11 protein-coding genes and 2 rRNA genes are annotated in these 22,694 nt (G+C 61.4%); 7 read left to right on the plus strand and 6 right to left on the minus strand.

Annotated elements, in window-relative coordinates:
• Positions 1-92: ribosomal RNA gene (locus QOL81_RS11940) — 23S ribosomal RNA — on the plus strand; the annotation flags it as partial.
• Positions 93-191: 99 nt separating this feature from the next.
• Positions 192-307 (plus strand): 5S ribosomal RNA (gene rrf / locus QOL81_RS11945).
• Between the two features lie 445 nt (positions 308-752).
• Here the strand turns inward: rrf and actP are convergent.
• The 3 genes from actP to acs all read right to left on the minus strand — a co-directional run bounded on the left by actP (position 753) and on the right by acs (position 4,772).
• Complete coding sequence (gene actP, locus QOL81_RS11950; RefSeq protein ID WP_060425186.1) at positions 753-2,414, minus strand: cation/acetate symporter ActP; 1,662 nt, start codon at positions 2,412-2,414, stop codon at positions 753-755.
• On the minus strand, positions 2,411-2,722 hold the full coding sequence (locus tag QOL81_RS11955; protein WP_004930047.1) for a DUF485 domain-containing protein: 312 nt from the start codon (positions 2,720-2,722) through the stop codon (positions 2,411-2,413). The genes actP and QOL81_RS11955 overlap by 4 nt, the downstream gene beginning before the upstream one ends.
• 91 nt (positions 2,723-2,813) lie before the next feature.
• A complete protein-coding gene (gene acs / locus QOL81_RS11960; protein WP_283439834.1) occupies positions 2,814-4,772 on the minus strand; it encodes an acetate--CoA ligase in 1,959 nt (652 codons plus the stop codon).
• A 900-nt stretch (positions 4,773-5,672) separates the two neighbouring features.
• On the opposite strand from acs, the gene gltP reads away from it, so the two are divergent.
• Positions 5,673-6,989, plus strand: coding sequence for a glutamate/aspartate:proton symporter GltP (gene gltP / locus QOL81_RS11965; RefSeq protein WP_015376334.1), 1,317 nt, complete (start codon positions 5,673-5,675; stop codon positions 6,987-6,989).
• A 274-nt stretch (positions 6,990-7,263) separates the two neighbouring features.
• Complete coding sequence (locus QOL81_RS11970; protein WP_102985592.1) at positions 7,264-8,607, plus strand: condensation domain-containing protein; 1,344 nt, start codon at positions 7,264-7,266, stop codon at positions 8,605-8,607.
• A gap of 42 nt (positions 8,608-8,649) precedes the next feature.
• On the opposite strand, the gene QOL81_RS11975 is transcribed toward QOL81_RS11970, so the two are convergent.
• Positions 8,650-11,745 carry an amino acid adenylation domain-containing protein gene (locus tag QOL81_RS11975; RefSeq protein WP_283439835.1) on the minus strand — a complete coding sequence of 1,032 codons (3,096 nt, stop codon included), beginning with the start codon at positions 11,743-11,745 and terminating at the stop codon, positions 8,650-8,652.
• Positions 11,746-11,809: 64 nt separating this feature from the next.
• On the minus strand, positions 11,810-13,420 hold the full coding sequence (locus QOL81_RS11980) for a condensation domain-containing protein (protein ID WP_283439836.1): 1,611 nt from the start codon (positions 13,418-13,420) through the stop codon (positions 11,810-11,812).
• A 534-nt stretch (positions 13,421-13,954) separates the two neighbouring features.
• On the opposite strand from QOL81_RS11980, the gene QOL81_RS11985 reads away from it, so the two are divergent.
• The 3 genes from QOL81_RS11985 to QOL81_RS11995 all read left to right on the plus strand — a co-directional run bounded on the left by QOL81_RS11985 (position 13,955) and on the right by QOL81_RS11995 (position 20,316).
• Positions 13,955-16,048, plus strand: coding sequence for a TonB-dependent receptor (locus QOL81_RS11985; protein WP_025304960.1), 2,094 nt, complete (start codon positions 13,955-13,957; stop codon positions 16,046-16,048).
• Between the two features lie 78 nt (positions 16,049-16,126).
• A complete protein-coding gene (locus tag QOL81_RS11990) occupies positions 16,127-19,036 on the plus strand; it encodes a condensation domain-containing protein (RefSeq protein ID WP_283439837.1) in 2,910 nt (969 codons plus the stop codon).
• Between the two features lie 47 nt (positions 19,037-19,083).
• Positions 19,084-20,316 carry a YncE family protein gene (locus tag QOL81_RS11995; RefSeq protein ID WP_283439838.1) on the plus strand — a complete coding sequence of 411 codons (1,233 nt, stop codon included), beginning with the start codon at positions 19,084-19,086 and terminating at the stop codon, positions 20,314-20,316.
• A 58-nt stretch (positions 20,317-20,374) separates the two neighbouring features.
• Here QOL81_RS11995 and QOL81_RS12000 read toward each other — a convergent pair whose 3' ends face one another.
• Positions 20,375-22,657 carry a TonB-dependent siderophore receptor gene (locus QOL81_RS12000; protein ID WP_060425198.1) on the minus strand — a complete coding sequence of 761 codons (2,283 nt, stop codon included), beginning with the start codon at positions 22,655-22,657 and terminating at the stop codon, positions 20,375-20,377.
• Positions 22,658-22,694 lie beyond the last annotated feature (37 nt).

The following is a 22,694-nucleotide window of genomic DNA, read 5'->3' on the forward strand; positions in this document are numbered from 1 at the left end:
AACGTTTAAGACTAAGACGTTGATAGGCTGGGTGTGTAAGTGCAGCGATGCATTGAGCTAACCAGTACTAATGATCCGTGAGGCTTAACCTTACAACACCGAAGGTGTTTTTAGAGAGATTTTCAGCGAAGTTCCGAGATTGGTTCTGATGGCGACACGAGAGTGGCGCGGTTGGAATGAAACAGAATTTGCCTGGCGGCAATAGCGCGGTGGTCCCACCTGATCCCATGCCGAACTCAGAAGTGAAACGCCGTAGCGCCGATGGTAGTGTGGGGTCTCCCCATGCGAGAGTAGGACACTGCCAGGCATCAAATAAAACAACAAGCCTCATGCGAAAGCATGGGGCTTTTTGTTTTGTCTGTTATCTGGCGTTCTGCACGAGCATGGGCATGCGAAAGGCCCGTCGGGAACGGGCCTTAACGCCGCGTGCGGCGGCCCCGGAGGGGAGAGTCTCAGGATGAGACGAATTGTGTAGGACAAATCCGCCGGGAGCGGATTTGAACGTTGCGAAGCAACGGCCCGAAGGGGGGCGGGCAGGACGCCCGCCATAAACTGCCAGGCATCAAACCAAGCCGAAAGCCCTGAACTGACGTTCAGGGCTTTTTGCTATGCGTAATTTGCTATGCGTAAAATGCAAAAAAGCGCAGCTACGCTGCGCTGCTTTTCCCTGCTTCTCTCCGATAAACAGCCAGAGAAAAGGCCCCGAAGGGCCTTTGATTAGGGTGTGTTTGCTTTTTTCACTTATTATTCGGTTAATGCGAGCTGCCTTGAGAGATGCCCAGCCCGGTTTGCGAACGGACAAACTGAGCCCGGAAGCGTTCCCGCTCCTGCTGCCCGGCCAGCGAGCCGTCGGTGATCGAGAATAGCCAGGTACCGACAAAGGCCACGATCATCGAGAACAGCGCCGGATATTCATACGGGTAAATCGGCTTTTCATGGCCGAGGATCTGCACCCAGATCGTCGGGCCGAGGATCATCAGAATCACCGCCGTCAGCAGGCCCAGCCAGCCGCCAATCATTGCGCCGCGAGTGGTCAAACGCGACCAGTACATCGACAGGATGATGATAGGGAAGTTACAGCTGGCGGCGATCGAGAACGCCAATCCGACCATAAAGGCGATGTTCTGCTTCTCGAACAAAATCCCCAGCGCGATAGCGACCAGGCCGAGCACCACGACGGTGATCTTGGAGACCTTCAGCTCATCGCGCTCGGTCGCCTTGCCGTTTTTCATCACGCTGGCGTACAGGTCGTGGGAAACGGCCGAGGCGCCGGCCAGCGTCAGGCCTGCAACGACCGCCAGAATGGTGGCGAAGGCCACCGCCGAGATAAAGCCGAGGAAGAAGTTGCCGCCAACGGCATTGGCCAGGTGCACCGCCGCCATGTTGGTGCCGCCCAGCAGCGCGCCGGTGGCGTCTTTGAACGCCGGATTGGCGCTGACCAGCAAGATGGCGCCGAAGCCGATGATAAAGGTCAGGATATAGAAGTAACCGATAAAACCGGTGGCGTAGAACACGCTCTTGCGCGCTTCTTTGGCGTCACTCACGGTGAAGAAGCGCATCAGGATGTGCGGCAGACCGGCGGTGCCGAACATCAGCGCCAGGCCGAGCGACAGCGCAGAAATCGGATCGGAGACCAGGCCGCCAGGGCTCATGATGGCGATGCCTTTCGGATGCACCTTCACCGCTTCGGCGAACAGGGTATTGAAGTCGAAGTTGACCGACTTCATCACCATCAGCGCCATAAAGCTGGCGCCGGCCAGCAGCAGCACCGCCTTGATGATTTGCACCCAGGTGGTGGCCAGCATGCCGCCGAACAGCACGTACAACACCATCAGGATACCGACCAGGATCACCGCCACGTGGTAGTTGAGCCCGAACAGCAGCTGGATCAGCTTGCCGGCGCCGACCATCTGCGCGATCAGATACAGCGCGACTACCACCAATGAGCCGCAGGCCGACAGGGTGCGGATCGGTTTCTGCTGCAGACGGTAAGAGGCAACATCGGCAAAGGTATAACGGCCGAGGTTGCGCAGGCGCTCCGCGATCAGGAACAGAATGATCGGCCAGCCGATGAGGAAGCCGATGGAATAGATCAGGCCATCATAACCCGAGGTGTAAACCAGGGCGGAGATGCCGAGGAACGAGGCGGCGGACATGAAGTCGCCGGCGATCGCCAGGCCGTTTTGCAGGCCGGTGATGCGCCCACCCGCGGTGTAGTAGTCCTGGCGGGAACGGGTGCGTTTGGACGCCCAGTAGGTGATGTACAGTGTGGCGCCGACAAACAGGATAAACATCACGATCGCCTGGATGTTCAGCGGCTGACGATGCACTTCGCCGCCGATGGCGTCGGCATGGGCCAGACCGGGCAGCAACAGCAACGCGGCGGCGGAAAGGGCGGAGCATAAACGCTTCATTGTTTCACCTCACGCAGGATTTCTGCGGTGAGGCGATCGAACTCGCCGTTGGCGCGAAACACGTAGATCCCGGTCAAGACGAAAGAGATCACGATCAGCCCGACGCCGACCGGGATCCCGCGGGTGATGGTCGATCCGGCGGCGATCGGCGTGCCGAGCCATTGCGGATCGAAGGCGATCAACAGAATAAAGCCGACGTACAGTGCCAGCGTAATCAGCGAAAGCAGCCAGGCGAACCGGCCGCGTTTTCTCACCAGCTCTTTAAAGCGCGGGTTTTCTTCAATCCCTTGATAAATGGTGTCATTCATCAGAGTGTCTCCAGTAGGTATTGATAGAGTACGCCGCGCCAGGGCCGCTCAACGGCGCGTTATCCGAATGAGCGGCCTGAAGCGGCGTAAATTATGACGGCACTTTCATTGATTGTTTTTCTTCCAACAGCTTGTCGACTACGGCCGGATCCGCCAGCGTGGAGGTATCCCCCAGGTTGCTGGTGTCGCCGGCGGCAATTTTGCGCAGGATACGCCGCATGATCTTGCCGGAGCGCGTTTTGGGCAGCGAATCTGTCCAGTGCAGCACGTCCGGCGTGGCGATCGGCCCTATCTCTTTACGCACCCAGTTGCGCACTTCGGTATAGAGCTCCGGCGTCGGTTCTTCGCCGTGATTCAGCGTGATGTAGGCGTAGATCGCCTGGCCTTTGATGTTGTGAGGAATGCCGACCACTGCCGCTTCGGCGATTTTCGGGTGCGATACCAGCGCAGACTCGATCTCGGCGGTGCCCAGACGGTGGCCGGAGACGTTCAGCACGTCGTCGACGCGGCCGGTGATCCAGTAGTAACCGTCCTCGTCGCGGCGGGCGCCGTCACCGCTGAAGTACATGCCTTTGAAGGTCGAGAAGTAGGTTTGCTCGAAGCGGTCATGATCGCCAAACAGGGTACGCGCCTGGCCCGGCCAGGAGTCGACGATCACCAGGTTGCCTTCGCAGGCGCCTTCCTGCGGTGTGCCGACGTTATCGACCAGCGCCGGCTGTACGCCGAAGAAAGGCCGCGTGGCGGAACCGGCCTTCAGCTCGGTGGCGCCCGGCAGCGGGGTAATCATGAAGCCGCCGGTTTCGGTTTGCCACCAGGTATCGACGATCGGGCACTTTGCGTTGCCTATCTTGTTGTAATACCACTCCCAGGCTTCCGGGTTGATCGGCTCGCCGACCGAGCCCATGATGCGCAGCGAATCGCGTCGGGTGCCCTCGATCGCCTTGTCGCCTTCGGCCATCAGGGCGCGAATGGCGGTCGGCGCGGTATACAGAATGTTGACCTGGTGTTTGTCGATCACCTGCGACAGGCGATTGACGCCTGGATAGTTAGGCACGCCTTCGAACATCAGCGTGGTGGCGCCGCAGGCCAGCGGGCCGTACAGCAGATAGCTGTGGCCGGTGACCCAGCCCACGTCGGCGGTGCACCAATAAATGTCGCCGTCGTGGTAGTCGAACACATACTTAAAGGTCATCGCAGCGTACACCAGGTAGCCGCCGGTGGTGTGCAGCACGCCTTTCGGCTTGCCGGTCGAGCCGGAGGTATACAGGATAAACAGCGGGTCCTCGGCGTTCACTTCTTCCGGCGGGCAGTCGGCGGAGACGCCCTGGGTAAGTTCATGCCACCACAGATCGCGCCCTTCCTGCCAGTAACCCGGTTTGCCGGTGCGTTGGAATACCACCACGTTGTCCACGCTGACCACGCCGGGATTTTTCAGCGCATCGTCGACGTTCTTTTTCAGCGGCACGGCGCGGCCGGCGCGCAGGCCTTCATCGGCGGTAATGACCAGTTTGGCGTTGGAGTCGATAATGCGTCCGGCGACCGCTTCCGGCGAGAAGCCGCCGAAGATCACCGAATGTACGGCGCCGATGCGCGCACAGGCCAGCATCGCGACCGCCGCTTCCGGCACCATCGGCATATAGATAGCCACCACGTCGCCTTTTTTCACGCCGAGCTTTTTCAGCACGTTGGCGAACTGGCAGACGTCATGGTGCAGCTGTTTGTAAGTCACGTTCTTGGATTGGGTCGGGTCATCGCCTTCCCAGATAATGGCGGTCTGGTCGCCGCGCTCAGTCAGATGGCGGTCCAGACAGTTGGCAGACAGGTTCAGCGTGCCGTCTTCAAACCAACGAATGCTGACGTGGCCGGGATCGAACGACGTGTTTTTAACTTTGGTATAGGGTTTGATCCAGTCCAGGATTTTGCCATGCTCACCCCAGAAAGCCTCTGGGTCTTGAACCGACTGTTGATAATACTGTTGGTATTGTGCCGGATTAATCAGGGCGCGCTCTGCAATTGCAGAAGGAATAGCGTGTTTATGCAGTTGGCTCATAGCTTTTCTCCTTGAAGTTGTTAATGATATGTCAACTGAAGGTTAAGTATAGTTTGCTACGATTCTTTGTTTCTTTTTTGCGCGGCAGATCACGCAACAAAGATATTGATTTGTAATAGTTCTGTCGCATTTGCAGGACGTATCTATCTCTTTGGCGTTTAATTCATCATAAACCCGCGTTTTTAGCCAAAAACACTTATCTAAAGAACAAAAAAGAATAAAAAAAGACGAGACTGTTTGCCTCGTGATTAATCGCGTGGGAAAGGCCTGCGTTATTTCACGCTATAAATCTTTTTGGATTATTTTTCGCTATTAATATTCGAAGTTGATATTAACGCGATATAACGATGGACGGCACGCCGTGAAATAACGTTTTATTAACCTTTAATTCCTGATGAAAGGTCGGGTGATATCCTAGGGGATTCACTCTGCGCCATCGCTCGATTTTTAAGCTAAATATAAAGCGGTGCTGCATTTATGGTCGAAAATGTCACTCGGTCAATTCTCATTTATTTGACTTTTACGTAACAAAATATAAACATTTGATGCGGATTAAATATGCAGAATGGGCGAAAAATAACGCATTTTAATGGCGTACAAAAAAACGTCGTCGGCGCGGTTATGTGCTTCATTGCATGAGAAATTATGTTTTTAATAACAAGCAATTATGCCATTTGAAATAGTAACGCGAAATTTTTGTTATTCGATTCAGCGCTCAACCCTGACAAATCAAGGCTTGCAGAGCATGCCGCCCGGATGATACAGATTTATACTGCGTCGCACCCAGGGCAGGTGAACGCTTCCACTGAATTAACATAAGCCTGTAATAAATGATTAAGTATTCTTTTCTCCGTGTTGCGACTTTGTACGGCGAAAAGAGTCTTTGAGGACTTTTTGGGTATGAAAAGTGTAAAAATTAGCCTGGCTTGGCAAATCCTGATCGCGTTGGTGCTGGGTATTATTGTTGGCGCGGTATTGCACAACCAGACAGAATCTCGTGAGTGGCTGGTCAGCAATATTCTCAGCCCGGCGGGTGATATCTTTATTCGCCTGATCAAGATGATTGTGGTACCGATCGTTATTTCCACGCTGATCGTCGGTATTGCCGGCGTGGGCGATGCGAAAAAGCTGGGCCGCATCGGATTGAAAACCATTATTTACTTCGAAGTGATCACCACCGTTGCCATCGTGGTGGGGTTGACGCTGGCCAACGTATTCCAACCCGGCCACGGCATCGATATGTCGACGCTGACCACGGTGGACATTTCGCAGTATGAGAAAACCACCGAACAGGTGCAAAGCGGTTCGCACAGTCTGGTGGCGACCATTCTGTCGCTGATCCCGTCGAACGTCTTCTCGTCGATGGCCAAGGGCGACATGCTGCCGATTATCTTCTTCTCGGTGCTGTTCGGTCTGGGGCTGTCGTCGTTGCCGAAAGAGACCAAAGAGCCGCTGCTGAAGGTGTTCAAGGCGGTGTCCGAGAGCATGTTCAAAGTCACCCACATGATCATGCGCTATGCGCCGATCGGGGTGTTTGGCCTGATTGCGGTCACGGTAGCCAACTTCGGTTTCGCCTCGCTGCTGCCGCTGGCCAAGCTGGTGGTGCTGGTGTACTTCGCCATCGCGTTCTTCGCCCTGGTGGTGCTGGGGGCTGTCGCCCGGCTGTGCAACCTGCGCATCTGGACGTTGATCCGTATCCTGAAAGACGAACTGATCCTGGCTTATTCCACCGCCAGCTCGGAAACGGTGCTGCCGCGCATCATCGAAAAGATGGAGGCCTACGGCGCGCCCAAGTCGATCACCAGCTTCGTGGTGCCGACCGGCTACTCCTTTAACCTGGATGGCTCGACGCTGTACCAGAGCATTGCCGCTATCTTTATCGCCCAGCTGTACGGCATCGAGCTGTCGTTGGGGCAGGAGATCGTGCTGGTGCTGACGCTGATGGTCACCTCGAAAGGGATCGCCGGCGTGCCGGGCGTCTCGTTCGTGGTGCTGCTGGCCACGCTGGGCAGCGTCGGCATTCCGTTGGAAGGCCTGGCGTTCATCGCCGGCGTGGACCGTATCCTGGATATGGCGCGCACCGCGCTGAACGTCGTGGGTAACGCGCTGGCGGTGCTGGTGATCGCCAAGTGGGAACACCAGTTCGATCGCAAGAAGGCGCTGGCCTACGAAACGGAGTTTCTGGCGCAGAAGGTGAAGCCGGCCAATCAGGCCTAATCACCGAGCGTCGCCGACGTTAAAAACGCCCCGGGCAGCGGTGCCGGGGCGTTTTGTTTTTAGCCGTCTTCTCTCCGCCACTTTCTTTTCTCCGTCCCCGCTGCGCGACTTGCATCCCCGCTTAACAGAATCTAAAGTGTTACCAAATTAATAGAAATGATAATAGATGTTATTATCATTTTCATTTGATGATGTATGGAGACACGCAAAAGCCGTTGAACGGCGGGTTACGCCCGTTCGGCGTCTTTATTCGGGCTTATCAAAGGTAGGTAACATGTCGGACACCGCTTTGGCCTCTGAATGGTTGCCGCTGGCGCCAGCGCAGCTTGATTTCTGGGAAGAACACACCTTGCACCCCGGGCAGACCCTGTCCACCGTCGCACACTGCACCGAACTGTGCGGCGCGGTAGAGGAAGAGACGCTCTGCCGGGCGATCGCCGCCACCCTCGCCGAGACGCAGGCGTTTGCCCTGCGCTTTGGCGAGCGGCATGGCGACTCTCCTCCGCCGTTACGGCACGATCCACAGCGTATACCGCCATTGCAACGCATCGATCTGCAAACGCACGGCGATCCCTGGCAGGCGGCGCAAAACCTGATGCGCGAAGATATCGCGCAGCGCCGGGCGCTGCACTGCGAGCCGTTAGCCGCCGCCTGGCTGATCAAGCTGGGGCCGGAGCGCTACCTCTGGTACGTACGTGCGCACCATATTCTGGTTGATGGTTTCGGTATGGCGCTAATTGAACACCGCTGCGCCGCGTTGTATGCACACTATCTGGGTGAAGGTAGCGCGGGCATGCCTCTGGGCGCCTTCGACGCCTTTCAACAGGCTGAGCTGGCCTACGCGGGTTCTGAGCGATGCGAGCGCGATCGGCGCTTTTGGCAGAGCTATCTGCCGCCGTCGCAGGCGCTGCCGACGGTGCGCAAGGGCGGTGAGGCCTATGGCGTGCGGCGTCTGAGCACCCACCACCGGCTGCCGGCGGCGGTATCGCAACGACTGGCGCAGCTGGCGGAGCGCAGCGGCATCAATTGGCCCGACTTGCTGGTGGCGCTGTCGGCGGCCTGGCTATTTCAGGTGATGCCCCGCGACACCCGGCAGGGCGAGGCGTTGCCGATGTGGATGCCAGCGATGAATCGCCGCGGGCAGGCCGCCACCAACGTGCCTTCGTTGGCGGTCAACACCCTGCCGCTGCTGGTGTCACCGCCGCAAGCGGAGACGCTGGGGGGCTTTCTCACCACTCTGACGCAGCAGCTGCGCGAGCTGCGCAGCCACGCCGGCTACCGCCTGCGCCAACTGGCCGCCGATCGCGGTGTGGATCCTGACTCGCGCTTCTTTATTTCCCCCTTCATCAACGTACAACCCTTCGATGCGCCTCGTTTTGTCGGCTGTAGCGGCACCCGCCGCGTATTGGCCGGCGGCTCGGGCGACGGTTTTAACCTGACTTATCGCGGCCGCACCGACGCCCGCGATCTGCAGGTGGATATCGATATTTATCTGGAGCAGTTCCCGACGGAGGATGCGCTGGACTATGGCGAGGCGCTGCAGGAATTCCTGTTGCGCGCGCTGCAGCGGGAAGCCTGGGAGCAGCCGCTGGCGGCCCTGACGGCGTTGCCCGCCTGATAAAATGCGGGCGGGGGATGTCCCCGCCCGAGTGGTGTGGTTTCAGTTGGCCAACAACGCCGCCACTTCGCGCGCGTTCTTGCACGGCAGGAGCGAACTGCTCACCAGCCGGGTACCGAAAGCGTCATTGAGGCGTTCCGCCACCTGTTTGATATGCGGCAGCTTCAGCCCCATGGCGATAAATGCCGTCTCTTCTCCCCATTCCGGGCGCGGTGCCACGCCGATCGCCTGCCAGTAAATGGTCAGGATCTCTGCGCTGCGCGCCAAAGGCGCGTTCGGCGGCGGGGCCGCACAGGCGTTCAGCGCCGGCGCGGTTTGCTGGTGGCTCAGGTCGGCACGGATGCGATGGCGGTCGGTTTTGCCGTTGGCGGACAGCGGCAGCGCCTCGGCATGGATAAAGCGTGTCGGAATATGGGTACAGGGCAGATAGCCGGTGGCGAAGGCGCGGATCTCGGACAGCGGCAGCGGTTTGCCGTCGCGGGTCAGATACAGGGCACCGAGCGCCGCCTCGTTGTTCTCTCCGCTGGGGTAATCCACCACCACCATGTCCTGGATCGCCGGATGGCGGCGCAGCACGTCTTCGATTTCCGGCAACGAGACGCGCACGCCGCGGATCTTCACATAGCCGTTCACCCGGGTGGCGAACATGATGTTGCCGTCCGCCCGGTAGTAGCCCTGATCGCCGGTGCGAAAAGCGCGCAGCGGTTGCCCATCCGGCCCTTCGAGGGTAACGAAATCGTGCTGCTTCAGCTCCCCCTGCTCCAGGTAGCCCAACGCCAGGTTGATCCCGGCGGTATGGATGCGGCCGACCACGCCAGCCGGGCAGTGGCTGCCGTCGTCATGGCAGATGAAGTAGCGGTTGGCCGGCAGCGGGCGGCCGTAAGGCACGGTGCCGTTCTCCTGCGGGGCGATCGGGTGCCAGATGCTCCAGATGGTGGTTTCGGTCGGTCCGCCGAGCGAGAACAGCGCGAGATCCGGGCGCAGGGTACGCAGGGTTTGTACCGTCGCCGGCTTGATGTAGTCGCCGCCTTGCGCCACCAGGCGCAGCGAACGCAGGCTGTCGGCCGTTTTGCAGGTGAGCAACATCTCCAGAATCGCGGGTACCGAACACCACAGGGTGACCCGATGCTTTTCTACCAGCTGGTTCCAGCTGATGGCGTCCTTTTCCTGATGCGGCGCCGGTAGCACCAGCGTAGCGCCGGCGCACAGCGAACCGAACAGATCGAACATCGACATGTCATGGTGCGGCGGCGTGACGGAAATGAAGACGTCGTCGGCGGTGACCGCCCAGCGCTGCTGGGTCTGGTGGACGACGTTGGCGGTGGCGCGGTTGTTGAGCACCACGCATTTGGGCTTACCGGTGGTACCGGAGGTATACAGGTAGTAGCTCGCGGCCTGGCTGGCGCTGCGTTCAACCAGCGTCTGCTCATCCGGCAGCGCAGGCGCGCGATCCGTCGGCGCCAGCAGGGTCGCCGGCGTCACGCCAATGGGCGTCTCCAGATCGCCGCCGTGCACCACCAGCGTCGGTCGGCAGTTCTCCAGCAGATAGGCGGTGCGTTCCGGCGGCGAGTTGATATCGACAGGCACCCAGATCACGCCCTGCAGGGCGCAGGCGAGGCTGAAGATGATCTGTTCCGGGCTGCGCGGCAGATACAGCGCGACCACGTTGCCCGGCTGCACGCCGCGGCTCTGCAGATTGGCGATCGCCGTGGCGATCCGCTGGCCCAGCTCGCGGTAGGTCAGCGTCTGTTCGCCGCAGATCAGCGCGTTGCCGCCGCCTTGCGCGCCGAACAGCCGCTCGGCCAGCTGTGCCAGATAAGGATAAGGTGCGTAATTCGCTTCGCTGTCGTTGTGGCGATAATGCGCCAGATCGATGAAGTCCCGCGGCGCGATCGCCAGGTCGGCCCGTTGGCAGCTGTGCAGGATGCGTCGCTGCAATGCCGCCAGCATGGCTTCTACCTGTTCACCGTGCAGCGCCTGCTCGGCGTAGTCCACGCACAGCTGCAGGTTTTTTTCGCTGTCCAGCGTCAGGCGAATGTCGATGGCGACCTGCGGCGTTTGGGTCAGGCCGTCGTGGAAGCGCACCGGCGCCTCGGCCGGCAGCGTCTCCCAGCCCAGGCAGTTGGTCAGGATCACCGGCAGCGCCGGGCCGCCCTGGCTTTGGCCGAGCAACTGCCGCGCCAGATCGACGCCGGAAAACGTCAGGTGGTCGAGCGCGCCGAGCACGTCGTCCTGCAAGGCTTGTGCGCGCTGGATAAAATCTTCGCCGTGGCGCGAATAGCGTACCGCTACGAAGCTGGAGGCGTTGCCCAGTGCACCGTCGGCGGCGGGGAATGCCACCGGCACGCCGACGCACAGCTCGCCGTCAGTGGTCCAGTGGGCCAGCGTATCGAGGATCAGCGCCGACAGCAGGCTGTTACGCAGCAGCGCATGTGGCGATCCCAGGCGGCCGAGCTGTTTTATCGTATCGCGCGGCAGCGTCAGGGTGGCGCGGCGATAGCGCGACGAGGTGAGATTGGCGAGCGGGGCGCGCCACGGTAACGCTGACGGGGTGGTGACATCCTGCAGCTTGTCGCGCCAGTAGGCGGCATCGGCCTGGCGCTGCGCCGCAGGTGCAGCAGGGGGCGGCAGCGCAGCGGCGGTCGGCGCCAGAGGGCGATCGTCAAACAGGCGCGCGATCACGGTGGAGATCCCCTGGCCGTCGAGGATCAACGCATCGAAGCTGGTGAGGATCAGCGTATCGTACGGCGATCCCGTCGGATCCTGCTGTTCCGCCCGTTGGATCACGGCGATGCGCCACAGCGGTTGGCTCGGATCGTGGCGCTGGTGGGAGTAACGCGCGCGCAGCTGTTCGACCTGGCGCTGCGCCGCTTCGCCATCAAGGGCGCGCAGATCGTGGCGATCCAGATGCAGCGTCACCTCCGGGCGTACGTGCTGCGTGCCGCGCTGCACATCGATGCAGGTGCGCAACGCCGGGTAATGCTGTACCAGCTCGGTCAGGCGCGCTTCAAGGCGCGGTACGTCCAGCTGCCGGGCGCGGTATTCGCGAAAGTCGTGCATCGCCACGCCGCCGAGCGGCCATCGATCGCTGCGGCCCAGAAGATAGGCCTGCTGCAGTGCGGTTAATGGTGTCTCCATGGTACTTCCCTATAGTCGCTAACCGATTAAAACGAGCCGGGCGCCGCGCGCCCGGAAACCGATCTCAGTGCTGCGGCGCCAGCGCGGCGAGCAGCGTTTTCGCATGCCTTCCTGCCTCGGGCGAGCGTTGGCAGATCAATGCCGCCAGCGCCGCAGGGGAGGAATGCGCCGCCAGATCCTGCGCCGTTAGCCCCGCCGCCAGATACTTGTTGAGCACCTTCAGCAGCGCGTTAACCCCGGCATCCGGCAAGGCCAAGCGGTGGATATCGTCGTGGTCGCGCAAGCCGGCCTCGGGGGCCACCCGCGCCAGCAGCCGATGCAGCACCTGGCGCACCGGCGCCTGCTGCGCCAGCGCGTCGGGCGTGCATTGCGCCAGCAGCTGCGACAGCGGGCGATCGAACGCCGCCGTTTGCCGCGCGGCCAGGTGCAGCAGCGCCCGGTAACAGGTCAGCAGGCGTGGCAGCACCTGCTCGGGGAACGCGTCGAGCCGCACGTCCCAGTTGATCAGAATGCCGTCGTCGACGTGGGCGACCTGCGCATCCAGTGCCACCTGCGGCCCCTGAGAGATGACCCAGCCGAGACGGCCGAAGGTGTCGGTGACCCGTTCGGAAAACAGCGTCTTGCCGCGGATGCCGAAACCGGCGGTAAACACCACCGGCGAAGGCTGCAGGCTGCCGTGCAGGCGCGACAGATCGCGCATCACGCTCACGCCGGGGTAATCCGCATGCTCGATCAGCTCCGCCAGCTGGGTCATCAGGCGCCGGCAGAAGGCGCTCAGGTTTTCCGTCGGGTTCAGCTCCACGCCGAGCAGCACCAGGTTAGAGAAATCGCCGATGAGGCGATGCGCGTCCTCCCGTTCGCTCTCGCGGTGGAACAGCGGCACGTTGAGCCGAAAGCGCGTCATGTTCCACCCCTGGCCGACGGCCAGGGCGAACAGTGCGAGAAACAGCGTCGAGAGCGAGGTGTGGTGCCGTTTGGCGACGTTCTCCAGCGCGCGGCTTTCCTCTGCGTCCAGCTGTATGGCCAGGCGATCGCTGCGGCAGCGGTCCGGCGTGCGCAGCAGGCGCGGCGCTGGTGGCACCTGCGCCAGACGCTCACGCCACCAACGCTGGCCGCGTTCGCGCCGCTGGCGCAGCGCCTCGTCGGCGTCACGTTGTGCGAGGTGATCGAAGTAGGCCGGCGGCGCGTCATGGGAGGGTACCGGTGGGCACTGGTGATAAAACGCCGTCAGATCTTCCATCAACAGGCGAAAGCTCATGGCATCGCCGGCGATCATATCGAGATCGACATGCAGGCGGCTGCGCCCTTCCGGCAACAGGCTCAGGCTGATATCGCAGGGCACGCCCTGTTCCAGCGGCAGCAGCTGGGTACTTTTTGCCTGGCGTTTGGCGGCGAGCGCGGCTGCCAGCGTCGCTGTATCGGCGTGCCGCCAGTCGTCGAGATGCAAGGTGTGCCGGGGGCCGGGAGGCGCGATCGTCTGCCGGCCATCATCGGTAATGCGCAGGCGTAACAGCGGATGACGCAGGTACAGCGCATCGACGGCCTGGCGCAGTCGGGCGAGATCCAGCTCGCCGCCGTCGAATTCCGCATACAGGTGGGCGGCCATGCCGCCGAGGGGAGGAGCGGACTGTCGGCCTACCCAATAGGCGGCCTGCATCGTGGTCAAAGCTTTCATCGGGTATCCATTTTGATTCAGCCAACGAGACTGCAAGAATATATCCAAATGTTAATAGGAATGAAAATTATTATTATTTAATCCATTTGACGCGAGGGTGCTATCTATAAGGGGTTTTAGCGAGGGCGGACGGGCGTATCGTTGGGTGTGAATAATTTATCTATATTATTCTTAGCATTGTAATGATTGCTTGTTATTGCAGCGCCTGTTTTACCTGCGAAAGTATAAGGTTTTCTGTCTGTTATCGCGGCTTTCCTCACACCTTTGTTGATAATGATTTGCATTAGAAAATGCAAAATATTATCATTCTTAACATTATTTTACGTTTTTATACAAGCCGCCGGCCGCTCCGCCGGCGGCTTGGCCGTGGACGGGGCCGCGCCCGTTCGGCCGCGCAAGGCATGGGTTTGCCGCAGGGATAAGCAACAGAAAGGTCGGGAAGGCCGGAGCGTCATGGTCTGTGTGAGTGTCGATGTAGGTTGTGTAAAAAAAATCAAATTTTGTGCACCTCTGGGATGAAAGGAGAAGACATCTATGGGCAAGCATTTTGCGGCTCAACGGCATGAAAGCGTAGGAAACGGGGAAAAAGCGGGGTTGAAAGCCATTGGGGCGTTTTCCTCCGTATTTTTAGGGGTATGTTCACTGGCGATCGGTAACGTCAACGCGGCGGAAACCAAGAGCAACGAAACCTACCAGGACGCGGAAACGCTGCTGGTCACCGGTGAGAAGATCAAACGTTCCATTTTCGACACCGGTTCCAGCGTGCAGGTGTTCGACAGCAACCGCATCGCCTCGATGCCCGACGCGGTGCAGATCCCCGATCTGCTGCGCATGACCCCCAACGTGGTGGATCTGGGCATCGGCAACGAACTGCCGACCGTGCGCGGCATCGACGGCTCTGGCCCGAACGTCGGCGCCAACGCCTTCCTCAGCGGCACCCGCCCGCGCCTCAATCTGTCGTTGGACGGCCGTTCGCTGACCTATAACGAACAGGCGTTCGGCCCGCAGTCGCTGTGGGATCTGGATCGCGTCGAAGTGTTCCTCGGCCCGCAAAGCTACATTCAGGGGCGTAACGCCATCGCCGGCGCCATCGTTATGGCCAGTAAAGATCCGACCTTCGAATGGGAAAGCGCCTTCAAGGGCGGGGCCGGCAACCAGCACTCTTCACAGCTGGCCGCCATGGCATCTGGCCCGCTGGTGGAAGATCAGCTGGCGTTCCGCGTCAGCGTCGATCGCCAGCGCCGCCGCAGCGAAGCCGATCTGCCGGCCTATGCGCCAGTGGGCGACCCGCGCGAAGTGGAAGCCACCACTGCCCGCGCCAAGCTGTTGTTCAACCCGGCCGGCCTGCGCGATCTGACCACCAAGCTGACCTTTAACCACTTCGGCAGCACCGCGCCACAGAACGAAAGCCTCAACCCGCAGCCGCACCCGACCAATCCGCGTCACGATCCGCGCCGCGCCGTGTTCAAAAGCAACATGAACAGCACCATCTGGGATCTGGCCTGGGAGGCCTCCGATGCGCTGACGTTTGAAAACCGCGTTATCTATACCGACTTCAATATCAATCGGCCGACCGCTTACAACATCCAATACGCCGAGATCGACGGCCAGGAAGTGCACGTAGAACCGGTGGTGCGCTTCGGCGGCGCGGACAGCCGCCTGCACGGGCTGGCGGGGCTGCGTTATTTCCACGGCACGCAGGATGAGTTCGTCAACATCTTCGGCGGATCGACCTTCAAAGATAAAACCGATACCCATTCGGCGTTCGCCGAGCTGACCTATGCGCTGACGCCGCAGGTGGACGTGACCGCCGCCAGCCGTCTGGAACGCGAGCACCGTCGCCGCGACGGCGGCAGCCAGGCGGTGCGCATCGACTTCGACGAAACCTACACGGTGTTCTTGCCGAAGCTGGACGTGGCCTGGAAACCGACGGATACCCAAACCTACGGCGCCAAGATCGCCCGCGGCTATAACGCCGGCGGCGGCGGCATCACGATCGGTACGCCGGTGGTCAGCTATACCTACGGTTCCGAGTATGTGTGGAACTACGAGCTGTACACCCGCCATCACCTGAAAGACGCCAACGTGGTGCTGACGGGTAACATCTTCTACAACGATTACAAGGATATGCAGCTGCCTTATTCGTTGGGTGAGAACTCCAGCGTGATCCGTAACGCCGACAAGGTGGAAACCTACGGCGCGGAAATCGGTGCCACCTGGCAGCCGCGTTGGGACTTCGAGCTGTTCGGCAACCTCGGCCTGCTGAAAACCGACATCAAGAAGTTCTCGGGCAGCGGCGTGGAAGGGCATGAGCTGGCGCGCGCACCGGCTTACACCGCCAACATGGGTGCTAAATATCAGTTCCTGAAAGGGTGGGAGCTGAGTAGCAACGTGGCATTTACCGACTCCTACTATTCGCAATACGACAACGACTCGCGCGGGCGCATCGGCTCCTATTGGACGGCCAACGCCCAGCTGGCTTACACCTTCGACTACGGTCGCGCCACGCTGTATGCGAAAAACCTGTTTGATTCAGACCGCCGCGAGATGGTCAGAAGCAACGACATCTACACGGCGACTCTTCAGCGAGGCCGCTTGGTCGGCGCAGCAGTTGAGCTGAATTTCTAACGCTATCGCGATGACGGGGGACGAATGTCCCCCTTTTTATGCGCTATCCCGGCACGGCCGGGCAAAGGAGATAACGCAGTGATCGGTGATTTTGACAGCATTCTGAGCGATGAAGAGGCCCAGCGGCTGGAGAGCGCGTTTCAGGCGCTGGGCGCGGCGTCGGCGGACGGCGAACGGCCGGTAAGCGAAGCCGAAGAGCGGGCGTGGTTCGCCCATCTGCAGCAGGGTGACGCACGCGGGCAGCGGGCGCTGGCCTGGCGCCTGACGGGGGACGTGGATATCGCCCGGCTGACGGCGGCGCTGCAGGCGCTGGTGCGGGAAACGCCTGGCGTGGACGTGCGCTACGTTTTTGATGACGAAAACGGTCTGGTGAAACGCCCCGCCGGCTCGGCGCCGTTGCCGGTGAGCCTGCGTCAGGTGGCGGACGAACAACACGCCATGGGTTGCCTGCTGCAGGCGCAGGCGGTGCCGTTTGAACTGGAAAACGAAGCGCCGCTGCGCTGCCTGCTGTTGCTCATGCCGGGCGATGACGTGATTTTGGGCGTGGTCTTGCATGACATCCTGGCGGAAACGCTGCCGTGGCGCCACCTGCCGGCGATGCTGTCCGCCCGTTATAACGGGGATGTGATGCCTCTGCCTTTCGCGGTGGCGCCGGTCGAGCTGGCGGAAACCCCGGAGCCGCAGCTGCCGTGGGTGCGCCAGGCCGTCTCGCTGCAGGATTACCGCAGCCCGGCGCAGCGCGCTGAAGCGTTGCCGCCGGTGGGCTCGCGCGTGGTCACGCGCATTGATCGCTCGCTGTTGCCCGCCAACGACACGCCGCGGGCCTTGCTGGCGGCGGTGGCGGCACGGTTTGCCGAGTTCGTCGCCGCGCAGGCCGGCGGCCAAGCGGTGCAGCTGTGCGTGCCGGCCGCAGAAACGGCGGAGTTCGTCGGCCTGGAGCTTGGCCTGACGGCGCCGCCGCTGATGCGCCTGACCGTGCAGCATGGCGAGAGCGACGTCGGGCAGCGGCTGCTGGCGCAGGCCGTGGCTGAACAGCCGGACTCGCAGCGAGCGCAGCTGCTGGTGGCCTGGCGCGACGATCTGGCCGCAGAGTGGCGGCTGGAAGGGGTTCACGCCGAACGCCTGTTGCTGCCGCCGCTGCATACGCCGTTTGAACTGGCGCTGCTGCTGGGCTTGCCCGAGGCGGAAGCGCTGACGCTGGAGCTGGTCACCGACCCGCGCCTGTCTCCCCATGTGGCGCCTTTCCTGCTGGAGCAGTTCAGCGCGTTCCTGGCCGGGCAGCGGATTGCCGTCGCCTTGCCGGCGGCTGAGGCCGCTTCTCCGGCGATGGCCGCGCCGGCGGCGAACGGCGACGCAGACGAAAGCGTTGCACCGCTGATTTTGCAGGAGTTCCGTGAGGCGCTGGTGGCGCCGGAAATGACCCTGGATGAAGACTTCTTCGATCGCGGCGGCCATTCGCTGGTCGCTACCCGGGTGATCGGCCGTTTGCTGAGCCTGCATCAGATCGAAATCAACATTAACGATCTGTTCAGCCATCCGACGGCGCGCGGGTTGGCGGGCTACGCCAAACGCCTGAACGTCGCGCAGCCGAATGCCGCGGTGGCCACCGCCGACGACCATGATCGCGCGCAGGCGCCGCTGTCGCTGGCGCAGGAATCGCTGTGGAAGGTGTATGAAGCCTTCGGCCATGACGAGATTTTCAACCTGCCGTTCTCTCTGCGCTTCTTCGATGCGGTGGATGAAACGGCGCTGCGTCAGGCGTTTATCGACGTCATGACTCGCCATACCGTGCTGCGTTCACGCTTCGTCGAGCAGCAGGGCGAAGTGGTGCAGGTGGTGGTGCCGGCCGCCGAACTCTCGGACTACTCGTGGTTCCGCTTCTCCCACGAGATGCCGGCGGGCAACGCCGCCGCCCTGTTGGCCGATGCCGGCCAGCACCGGTTCGATCTGGCCGCCGAGCTGCCGCTGCGCGCCACGCTGCTGCGCGATGCGGACAACGGCCAACAGCTGCTGTCGCTGTTGTTCCACCATGTGGTGCTGGATGAATGGTCGCTCAACCTGATGATGGATGAGCTGGGCGTCGCCTATCGCCATCGCGTCGTCGGCCAGGCGCCGCAGTGGAGCGGGCAACCGCCGCAGTTCCACACTTTCGCCCGGCAGCAGCGGGCCTCCGGGGTGCAGCAGCAACATCTGGACTACTGGCTCGACGCGCTGCGCGGCGCGCCGGTCGGCCAGCCGATCTTCCGGCAAGAGCCGTCCACCCATCCGGCGGTGCCGGCACCGGCGGACGTCAACGGCGGCTGGCTGGAGTTCGAGGTCGATCCTGCCGTGGCGGAAGGCCTGTATCAGCTCGCCCGCCGCAACAACGCTTCGCTGTTCAACGTAGTGTATGCCGGGATTACCTCGGCGCTGCGCCTGCTCGGCGGCCCGGCGGATCTGCTGGTGGGCACCTCGACCTCCGGCCGTAACGACGCCGAGTTCTTCGATACCGTCGGCTACTTCACTACCGTAGTGGTGCACCGCGTGCGCTTCGACGAGGGGCTGACGGTGGCCGGGTTGGTCAGCCAGGTGAAAAACACCATCAATGGCTCGCTGCCGTACACCGATATTCCGATCGATCTGGTGGAGGAAGGGCTGTTCGGCGTGGACGCCGACCGCAAGAACCACATGTTTGAAGTGTTTATCCAGATCCACAGCCGCATCAAGCTGAACGGCGAGTTCCGGCTGCAGGACGGCAGCGCGATCGCCTACCGTCAGGTGGAGCCGGAGAAAGCCGAATCGCTGCTCGGCCTGCAGTTTGAGGTGATGGAAGACGATCTGGCCGGGAAGAAATCCCTGCGGGTGATGATGACCTACCGCCAGGACCACTACAGCCGGGAGCAGGCCAATCTGATCGCCGACGGCGTTCAGCACGTCTTTACCCAGTTTGCGCAGCACATCGCTGGCGATATCGCTCTGGCGGCGCTGCCGCCCGGGCCGCAGGCATGACGTTGTTTCACTCTAACCGAAAGCATGATTTTCAAGGAGATAAAAGGATGTCTGGAACCCTAGCAACCCCGCGCGCGTTACTGTCGCTGCTGGTGGCGGCCTCTCTGGTGGTCGCCGGTGCCGCGCAGGCGGACGATGTCGGCATCAAACCGCAGGACATCAAGCGCGAGGCGCTGTCATCGACGGTGGTGGAGATGGCCTACAGCACCTCGCAACAGGCGCTGTTCGTCAGCGCGCCGGACTGGAAGGAAGAGGCGCGCTCCCGCGTGCTGCGGCTGGATCCCAACACCCTGGCGATCAAGGCGGAGATCCCGCTGCAGGTGAAAGGCTTCGGCGTGGCGCTGAACGATGCGGGCAATCGCCTGTACCTGACGCAGGCTTTCAACGGCGAAGTCGGGGTGGTGGACACCACCACCAACCACGCGCTGGGCAGCATCAAGCTGTTGGACAAAGCGGTGCTGGAGCAGGCTTACAAGCAGGCGGGCATCAGCGGCAAGCGTCTGGATTTCCTGTTGGCGGAGCTGAAGAAGTTTAAAATCACCGAGGACTACCTGTACCGCCTCCGCGAGATCAAATATGACGCGCAAAGCGGCCGTCTGTTCCTGCCGGGGCTGGGCTTCGGCGTCGACAGCGTGCTGTACGTGGTCGATACCAAGGCCGGCAAGCTGGAGAAAGTGATCCCGGGCTTTGGCTACAACGCGGTGGGCATCACGCTGGATGAGAAGGGCCGCCGGGTGTTCGTCTCCAACATGCAGGGGCAGGTGATCACCCTGAACGCCGACACGCTGGCGATCACCGCCACGCACGAAGTGCAGGCCGATCAGCTGCTGAATCTGGTGTATGACCCGGCAAGCAATCGCCTGTTGGGCGTCGATCAAGGCATCGATCGCGACGACTACCGCAACCATCATCTGGGGCACGACTACGTGAAACGCAGCAGCGGCCACCGGGTGTTTGCGCTGGATGCGGACAGCGGCAAGGTGCTGGCCAGCGAGCTGACGGATGAGGTGCCGATCGGCCTGCTGCTCGACGAGCGCAGCCAGCGGCTGTATGTCGCCAACCGCAAAGGCGTGCGCGTGGATCACGGCGCCGGCACGCTGACGGTGTTCGACGCCAAGACGCTCAAGCGCCTGCAAACCGTAGACCTGCCGCCGCACCCTAACAGCCTGGCGTTGGATCCGAAAGGCGACGCGCTGTTTGTGACGGTGAAAAACGACGGTGCCTCCACCAAGGCCGGCAAGCCGGAAAGCGTGGTGCGCATTCAGCTGCACACCCAGTAACGCAATGGAAAGATAAAAAAAGGGGCGCCGCGGCGCCCCTTTTCGTTGGGTCATGTCATCAGAAGTGGGTGTTGATGCTCATGTAGTAGGTACGGCCCGGTTCGTTGTAGGTGGCCGCGCCCGCGCCGGCGATGTTGATCGCGCCGGTAATCGGGTCGCCCACGTTCTGCGCGTTACCGGCGCGGAACTGGCGTTTGTCGAACAGGTTGTCGATGCCGGCGGTGACGCTGACGTTTTTGGTCAGGTCATAGGTCGCGCTGGCACCGACGACGGCATAAGGGCTGACCTCGCGGGTTTCGCCGCCGGTGGCCGGTTTACCCTGGTAGTTGTACTTCTTCGGCTTCTGACGGCCGTACCAGGTCAGGGTGGACTGCATCGACAGATCCTGCGTAGCCTGCCAGCTGAGGGTCGAGTTGACGGTGAACTTCGGGATCACCGACAGGTAATCGCCGGTGGTCTTGTTCTTGTTCTCGATCATGTAGGTGGCGTTGTTGCTCCAGGTGACGGTCTCGCTGACCGGCACGTTCAACGAGCCTTCCAGCCCCTGCACCACCGCTTTCGGTACGTTCTCCCACTGGTAGACCGCCGTGCCGGTGCTGCTGGTGGCGATGCGCGAGTTACCCGCTTCAATCTTGTTGTGGTAATCGTTGCGGAAGTAAGTCACGCCGGCCAGCCAGCCTTCGTTATGGAACTCCAGCCCGATCTCTTTGTTGACGCTGGTTTCCGCCTTCAGATCGTCGTTACCGAGCAGGTAGCAGCCGTTTCTGACATCGCTGCCCGCACACCCTTGGCCTTTGCTGTACAGCAGGTAGTTGCCGTTGGTCTGGTACAGGGTCGGTGCCTTGTAAGAACGCGCGATGCCCATTTTCAGCGTGAAGTAGTCGCCCAGTTCCTGCGACAGGTTCAGCGCCGGGCTCCAGTTGTTGCCGGATTCTGAATGCAGATCGTAACGCAGACCCGGCGTCAGCATGGTGGTGTCGGTCAGCTCAATGTTGTCTTCGGCGAACAGCGAGAAGATATGCGCGGAAGCGTAAGGACTGCGCGTGCCGTTGCCCATGCCGGGAATAGTGCCGCCCATCAGCGTTTGGCTGGTGGAGGTGCCGTCTTTCATCCGCTGTTGGGTCCACTCGGTACCCAGGGTGGCGGTCTGTGAAACGCCCAGCTCAAACGGCACGCTGACTTCGCTGTGCGCCAGGAAGTCGTCCAGCTTGGTGGTGCCGAAACCGGTATTTTTGGTGTCGAAGATGCCTTCGGTGCCGCCGGCCAGGCCTTCGTTCAGGCGGGTATTGCGGGTGCGCTCGAACTGCACGTAGTTGTTGGTGCTCACGCCGTTGTCCCAGGCGCCGCGGTGGGTCAGGCCGAAGGTTTCACGGTAGATGCGGTTAGTCTCTTTGCCGTAGTTGCTCTGCACCAGGGCATTGGTATTGGTGTTCTGGGTATCGCCGGAATACAGGTTGCCCTGACGGCCGTAGGCATACTCGAACTCCAATGACTGCAGATGGGCGAAGTCCCAATGCAGTAAGGCGTCGATGTTTTTATCGACCACCCCTTCGCGCCCGGCGGGCAGGCTGTTGGCGTAGGCGCCTACGCGTTCGGACTTGTGTGATTCGTTAATGTCCCAGGCGTCGGCCTGCGTTTTGCTGTAGCCGCCGAACAGGCGGAAGCTCAGGGAATCGCTCAGCGGGCCGGACAGGCTGAAGTCGGTGCGCTTGGTGGCGCCCTCCTGCTTGTGCTGCGGCACGTTGAAGTAGCCGTTCAGCGAGCCGTGCAGCGCATCGCCGGCCTTCTTGGTGATGATGTTGACCACGCCGCCCGCGGCGCCGTTGCCGTAGCGCGCGGCGGCCGGGCCGCGCAGCACTTCGATGCGTTCGATCATTTCCGGCGGCACCCAGGCGGTATCGCCGCGCGAGTCGCGCTCGCCGCGCCAGCCCTGACGCACCGAGTTGCGGCTGGAGGCCGGTTTGCCGTCGATCAGAATCAGGGTGTTTTCCGGGCCCATGCCGCGGATATCGATCTGGCGATTGTTGCCGCGCTGGCCGCTGGTGGAGTTGCCGGTCAGGTTAACCCCTGGCATGGTGCGGATCAGTTCGCTGATGTCGCGCGCCGGCGGGCGTTTTTTGATCTCTTCGGCGGTGATGGTGGACACCCCCGGCGCCTGCAGGTTCTGCCGGGCGGCGGTCACGACGATGGTGTCTTCGCCGCGCGGCTTTTTATCCGTGGTGCCGCTGTTTTCTTCCGTGGTGGTGGTGTCGGTCTGCTGCGCGGCGTTGGCGAACGCGGACGCGCCCAATCCCAAGCCGATAAGAGTGGCTAAAGAATAACGTGATAGCTTGCTTTTCATCTGAGTGTCCTACCTTGCTGCCATCCCTCGCCGAACG

The sequence above is a fragment of the Serratia sp. CC22-02 genome (assembly GCF_900182895.1).
GTDB lineage: Bacteria > Pseudomonadota > Gammaproteobacteria > Enterobacterales > Enterobacteriaceae > Serratia > Serratia nevei.